The organism is Achromobacter colocynthidis (assembly GCF_057334535.1).
The window spans coordinates 117,741-124,818 of the sequence record NZ_JBHFIZ010000025.1 but is presented as its reverse complement, the minus strand read 5'-3'; the positions used below and the strand labels follow the sequence as shown (position 1 = coordinate 124,818).

General features: G+C 65.8%; 1 protein-coding gene. It reads right to left on the bottom strand.

Translation table 11 applies throughout. The annotated features are described in order from the left end of the window. A partial coding sequence (locus ACE04A_RS11415) for a retention module-containing protein (RefSeq protein WP_485820129.1) occupies positions 1–7,069 on the bottom strand: 7,069 nt, incomplete at its 3' end. Between the last annotated feature and the right edge of the window lie 9 nt (positions 7,070–7,078).

Below are 7,078 nucleotides of genomic sequence, written 5' to 3'. Positions count from 1 at the left end.
CCGGGGGGCCATCGGTCTGGCCGTTGATGCTGAAGTTCAGGTTGGCGGTGGACGTATCGCCATCGGCGTCGGCCACGGTATAGCCCAGCGTGAAGTTCAGCTTGTCGCTGGCGTTGAGCGCCTGCACGGCAGGCTTGGTGTTGTCGAGCTTGAACGCCCAGGTGCCGTCGTTGTTCAGGGTCAGGGTGCCGTACTGCTCGATGGCGGCCTTCTGGGCGTCGGTGACGTTCCAGGTGACACCGGTGATGGCATCAGCGCCCTTGGTGTCGTTGGTCACGACGTTGCCGCTCAGCGTGTTGAGCGCGGCGTCCTCGGTGACGGTGCCGCCGTTGTCGTCATTGGCGGCCGGAGCGGTGTCGAGGATCTGGATGACCAGGTCGTTGCTGGTGGACACGCCGGCCACGTCGGTGACGGTGACGGTGATGTTGTCCTTGACGGCGTCGTCGCCCGCGGTGTGGTCATCGGCACCGCCCGTCTCCTGGTAGGAGTAGGAGATCGTGCCGGTGGCGGCGTTGTAGCCGGTGACGGTCAGGATGCCCTTGTCGGTGGTGATGACGACGGGGTTGGCGGCGCTGGCGCCGGTGACGTCCTTGCCACCGACGGTGACGCCGGCCACGCCGGCTTCGGCGGAGACGGTCACGGAGCCCGTGACGGTGTCGCCGGTGCCTTCAACTACGCTGTTATGCGCGCTGGAGACGTTGCCGTCGCTGTCCTCGGGGGTGATGACCGGGGGGCCATCGGTCTGGCCGTTGATGCTGAAGTTCAGGTTGGCGGTGGACGTATCGCCATCGGCGTCGGCCACGGTGTAGCCCAGCGTGAAGTTCAGCTTGTCGCTGGCGTTCAACGCCTGCACGGCGGGCTTGGTGTTGTCGAGCTTGAACACCCAGGTGCCGTCGTTGTTCAGGGTCAGGGTGCCGTACTGCTCGATGGCGGCCTTCTGGGCGTCGGTGACGTTCCAGGTGACGCCGGTGATGGCGTCGGCGCCCTTGGTGTCGTTGGTCACGACGTTGCCGCTCAGCGTGTTGAGCGCGGCGTCCTCGGTGACGGTGCCGCCGTTGTCGTCATTGGCGACCGGGGCAGTGTCGAGGATCTGGATGACCAGGTCGTTGCTGGTGGACACGCCGGCCACATCGGTGACGGTGACGGTGATGTTGTCCTTGACGGCGTCGTCGCCGGCCGTGTGATCGTCGGCACCGCCCGTCTCCTGGTAGGAGTAGGAGATCGTGCCGGTGGCGGCGTTGTAGCCGGTGACGGTCAGGATGCCCTTGTCGGTGGTGATGACAACCGGGTTGGCGGCGCTGGCGCCGGTGACGTCCTTGCCACCGACGGTGACGCCGGCGACGCCGGCTTCGGCGGAGACAGTCACGGAGCCCGTGACGGTGTTGCCGGTGCCTTCAACCACGCTGTTGTGCGCGCCGGAGACGTTACCGTCGCTGTCCTCGGGGGTGATGACCGGGGGGCCATCGGTCTGGCCGTTGATGCTGAAGTTCAGGTTGGCGGTGGACGTATCGCCATCGGCGTCGGCCACGGTGTAGCCCAGCGTGAAGTTCAGCTTGTCGCTGGCGTTGAGCGCCTGCACGGCAGGCTTGGTGTTGTCGAGCTTGAACGCCCAGGTGCCGTCGTTGTTCAGGGTCAGGGTGCCGTACTGCTCGATGGCGGCCTTCTGGGCGTCGGTGACGTTCCAGGTGACGCCGGTGATGGCGTCGGCGCCCTTGGTGTCGTTGGTCACGACGTTGCCGCTCAGCGTGTTGAGCGCGGCGTCCTCGGTGACGATGCCACCGTTGTCGTCATTGGCGACCGGCGCGGTGTCGAGGATCTGGATGACCAGGTCATTGCTGGTGGACACGCCGGCCACGTCGGTGACGGTGACGGTGATGTTGTCCTTGACGGCGTCGTCGCCCGCGGTGTGATCGTCGGCGCCGCCCGTCTCCTGGTAGGAGTAGGAGATCGTGCCGGTGGCGGCGTTGTAGCCGGTGACGGTCAGGATGCCCTTGTCGGTGGTGATGACGACGGGGTTGGCGGCGCTGGCGCCAGTGACGTCCTTGCCGCCGACGGTGACGCCGGCCACGCCGGCTTCGGCGGAGACGGTCACGGAGCCCGTGACGGTGTTGCCGGTGCCTTCGACCACGCTGTTATGCGCGCCGGAGACGTTGCCGTCGCTGTCCTCGGGGGTGATCACCGGGGGGCCATCGGTCTGGCCGTTGATGCTGAAGTTCAGGTTGGCGGTGGACGTATCGCCATCGGCGTCGGCCACGGTGTAGCCGAGCGTGAAGTTCAGCTTGTCGCTGGCGTTGAGCGCCTGCACGGCAGGCTTGGTGTTGTCGAGCTTGAACGCCCAGGTGCCGTCGTTGTTCAGGGTCAGGGTGCCGTACTGCTCGATGGCGGCCTTCTGGGCGTCGGTGACGTTCCAGGTGACGCCGGTGATGGCATCAGCGCCCTTGGTGTCGTTGGTCACGACGTTGCCGCTCAGCGTGTTGAGCGCGGCGTCCTCGGTGACGGTGCCGCCGTTGTCGTCATTGGCGACCGGGGCAGTGTCGAGGATCTGGATGACCAGGTCATTGCTGGTGGACACGCCGGCCACATCGGTGACGGTGACGGTGATGTTGTCCTTGACGGCGTCGTCGCCCGCGGTGTGGTCATCGGCGCCGCCCGTCTCCTGGTAGGAGTAGGAGATCGTGCCGGTGGCGGCGTTGTAGCCGGTGACGGTCAGGATGCCCTTGTCGGTGGTGATGACGACGGGGTTGGCGGCGCTGGCGCCAGTGACGTCCTTGCCGCCGACGGTGACGCCGGCCACGCCGGCTTCGGCGGAGACGGTCACGGAGCCCGTGACGGTGTTGCCGGTGCCTTCGACCACGCTGTTATGCGCGCCGGAGACGTTGCCGTCGCTGTCCTCGGGGGTGATGACGGGGGGAGCGTCGGTCTGGCCGTTGATGGAGATGGTCAGCTCAGCCGTGGTGGTGTCGCCGTCGGCATCGGTGATGGTGTAGCGGATGGTCTCGGTCAGCTTCTGGCCGTCGTTCAACGCCTGGACAGCCTGCAGGTTGTTGTTGAGCTGATACGACCAGGTGCCATCGCCGTTGTCCACAAGCTTGCCGTACTTGGCGTCGCCGGTATTGATGACGACCGTGCTGGCGTCAGCGCCGAGCGTGTCGTTGGTCAGCACGTTGCCGGTGACCGATGCGGTCGCGTCTTCCGTGACGGAGGCCGCGTCGTCGGTGGCCACGGGTGCAGTGTCGATGATCTGGATATCCAGATTGTCGCGATGGGTCTGGCCCGCGAAGTCGGTAACGACAACTTCGAAGAGATCATGGACGGCGTCGTCGCCGGCCGTGTGATCGTCGGCGCCGCCAGTTTCCTGGTAAGCGTAGGAGATCGTGCCGGTAGCGGCGTTGTAGCCGGTGACGGTCAGGATGCCCTTGTCGGTGGTGATGACGACGGGGTGGGCGGCGCTGGCGCCGGTGACGTCCTTGCCACCGACGGTGACGCCGGCGATGCCGGCTTCGGCGGAGACGGTCACGGAGCCGTTGATGGTGTCGCCGGAGGCTTCGACCACGCTGTTGTCCGCGCTGGTGACGTTGCCGTCGCTATCCTCGGGGGTGATGACCGGCGGAGCGTCGGTCTGGCCCGTGATGGTAATGGTCAGCGTGGCGGTCCTGGTCGCGCCCTGGGCATCGGCAACGGTGTAGATGATCGACGTGGTCGCCGTCTGGCCGTCATTCAAATACTGAAATGCCGTACCCGGATTGAACGAGTAGGTGCCGTCGGCGTTGAGGGTGAAGGTGCCGCCATTGGAGCCGGCGACGGGTTTGCCGACGTCGGCATCGATACCATTGACTTGCGAGACATGGAGGGCGTCGCCATCGGGGTCGCTGTCGTTGCCCAGCACGCCTTCGGTGCGGTGGTCGACGACCAGGATATTGTCTTCGCTGGTCGTGCCTTGGTCATTGGTGGCAACCGGCTCGGGGTTGCCCACCGTCCAGACGAAGGTCTGAGAGACGGTCGCACCCGACTTGTCGGTGGCGGTCACCGTGATGAGGTATTCGCCCTTGACGCCCGTATTGGTGTGGTCGGACGCCCAGTTGGCGAACTGGCCGGTAAACGTGCCGGTGGTGGGATCGAACTTCAGGCCGCCAGGGATATGGTCGACGGAGTAGACCAGGGAGTCGCCGTCGTCGATGTCGCTGAAGAAACCGGACAGGTTGTAGTCGACGGTATCGCCGTCCATGTTGCTTTGGTTGTCCAGCGCAACTGCGGTCGGCGCGTCGTTCGTGCCGGTGATTTCCACCGTGAGCGTTGCGGTGCTGGTGCCACCTTCGCCGTCAGAGACGGTGTAGGTGATCGAGCTGACCGTCTTCTCGCCGACGGGCAGGCTTTGGAAGGCCGAACCGGGGTTGAAGCTGTAGGAGCCGTCGGCATTCAGGGTGAACGTGCCGCCGTTGGAACCGGCCACGGCCGCGCCCCCGGTGGTCGCCTGGCCGTTGACTTGCGAGACGGTCAGCGTGTCGCCGTCCGGATCGGTGTCGTTGGACAGCACGCCGTTCTGAACATCCACGCTGAGGGCCGAGTCCTCGTCGGTCGCGCCGCTGTCATTGGTGGCGGTCGGAGCCGGGTTCTTGACGTCCCACGAGAAGTCTTGCGAGACCGAGGTGCCGCTGGTGTCGGTAGCGGTGATGGTGATGGCGTAGACGCCGTCTTGACCGCCTTGGGAAGCCGAGTTGTCGAGCGTGCCGGAGATGATGCCGGTCGTCGGGTCAATGGTCAGGCCCGGGGGCAGACCGGTGGCGGAGTAGGTCAGCACATCACCGGTGTCCACGTCAGAGAACTGGCTGGAGATATCGACGGGGGTGATGGCCTGGCCGTCGTTGCTGGCCTGGTCGTCCAGGGTCACACCCGGGGTCAGGATCGGGGTGTCGTTGGTGCCGGTGATGGTGACCGTCAGCGTCGCAGTCGACGTGCCGCCTTCGCCGTCGGAGACGGTGTAGGTGATCGAGCTGGTCGCGGTCTGGTTGGCCGGCAGGTTGTTGAAGGCGATGCCGGGATTGAAGCTGTAGGAGCCGTCGGCGTTCAGGGTGAACGTGCCGCCACCTTGGCCGGCCACAGCCGTGCCCACATTGGCTGCTTGGCCGTTGACTTGCGAGACGGTCAGCGTGTCGCCGTCCGGATCGGTGTCGTTCGCCAGCACGCCATCTTGGGCGTTGACGTTCAAGCCCACGCCTTGGCCAGTCGCGCCGCTGTCATCGTTAGCGGTCGGAGCCGGGTTCTTGACGTCCCACGAGAAGTCTTGCGAGACCGAGGCGCCGCTCTTGTCGGTGGCGGTAATCGTGATGGCATAGACGCCTTGATCACCACCTTGCGACGCCGAGTTGTCCAGCGTGCCGGAGATGATGCCGGTGGTCGGATCAATGCTCAGGCCCGGGGGCAGGCCGGTGGCGGAGTAGGTCAGTACATCGCCATCGTCCACGTCAGCGAACTGGCCGGAGACATCGACCGGCGTGATGGCCTGGCCATCGTTACCGGTCTGGTCGTCCAACGTCACATCCGGGGTCAGGATCGGGGTGTCGTTGGTGCCGGTGATGGTGACCGTGAGCGTTGCAGTCGACGTGCCGCCTTCGCCGTCAGAGACGGTGTAGGTGATCGAGCTGGTCGCGGTCTGGTTGGCGGCCAGGTTGTTGAAGGCCGAACCCGGGTTGAAGCTGTAGGAGCCGTCGGCGTTCAAAGTGAACGTGCCGCCGTTGGAACCAGCGATAGCCGTGCCCACGTTACCGGGCTGACCGTTGACTTGCGAGACGGTCAGCGTGTCGCCGTCCGGATCGGTGTCGTTCGCCAGCACGCCGTTCTGGGCGTTGACGCTCAGACCCGTGTCTTCATCCGTTGCGCCGTTGTCGTTCGCGGCGGTCGGAGCGGGGTTGCTGACGTCCCAGTTGAACTCCTGCGAGGTCGACGCGCCGGACGGATCCGTCGCGGTCACGGTTACCGTGTAGACGCCGTCGTTGCCGCCTTGGGAAGCGGAATGATCAATCGTGCCGGTGATGATGCCGGTGTCCGGATCGATGGACAGGCCCGGCGGCAGGCCGGTGGCGCTGAACGTCAGCTTGTCGCTGGTGTCGGTGTCCGAGAAGCGATCCGACACGTCGTAGCGGATTTCCGTCTGGGCGTCGGTGCCCGACTGGTCGGACAGCGCGGAGGACACGGGACCATCGTTGGTGCCGGTTACCGTCACCACGACCGTCGCCGTGGAGGTCGCGCCGCTGGGGTCCGTGATGGTGTACGAGATGGTGCTGGTGGCCGTTTCGCCGACGGCCAGGTAGTCGTACTGACCGCCCGGTGTGAACACATAGCTACCGTCGGGCTGGACAGCGAAGGAGCCTCCAGTGGAGCCCGGCACGCTGATGCCGCCCGGAACCATCGGACGACCATTGATTGACGTGATCGCCAGCGGGTCGCCGTCGGGATCGGAGTCGTTACTGAGCAGGTTGCCGCGGCTTTGGGAGTTCTGGTCGCCGCTGCTGGCGTCATTCAACGCGTTCGGCGCGTTGTTGCCAACCGTGGGCGGCGTTACGGCCGCATCGCCATCATCGCCGGTCGCGCCCGCGCCAGCCGCGCGGGGCAGGGTGTCGTCGCCACGGGCGGGGTTGGGGTAGGCCAGGTCCAGCGGCGAGGTCGTTTCCAGAATGCGGGCCAGGCGGACAAAACTGCTGCCGCCGGCGTCGCCACCACCCGCCACGATGGCGGCGGTGGGGTCGAGTTCGTCAAACGGGTCGCGGCCGGCTTGCAGGGCGGCCAGCAGGCGGTCGGAATCGGTGCCGGTGGGCGGTACTACGGCGGCTTCGCTGGCATCGGCCAACGGGCCCGCCATGTCGCCGTTCACGGCAACTTCACGGCTTTCTCCGATGACGATCGGCATGCCGTTTTCAACCTGAAGGGAAACCGTGGCGCCCGAAGCCGTGACGATGTCGCTGCCGGCGGGGACTTTGCTGCCTTGATGCAGTTCGGTCAGTGAGCCGTCGCTATTGCGTATCCACGCGCGACCGGAGATTTCATTGACGACTGCGGGAGAAGAGTTGGCCATGTGGGTTCC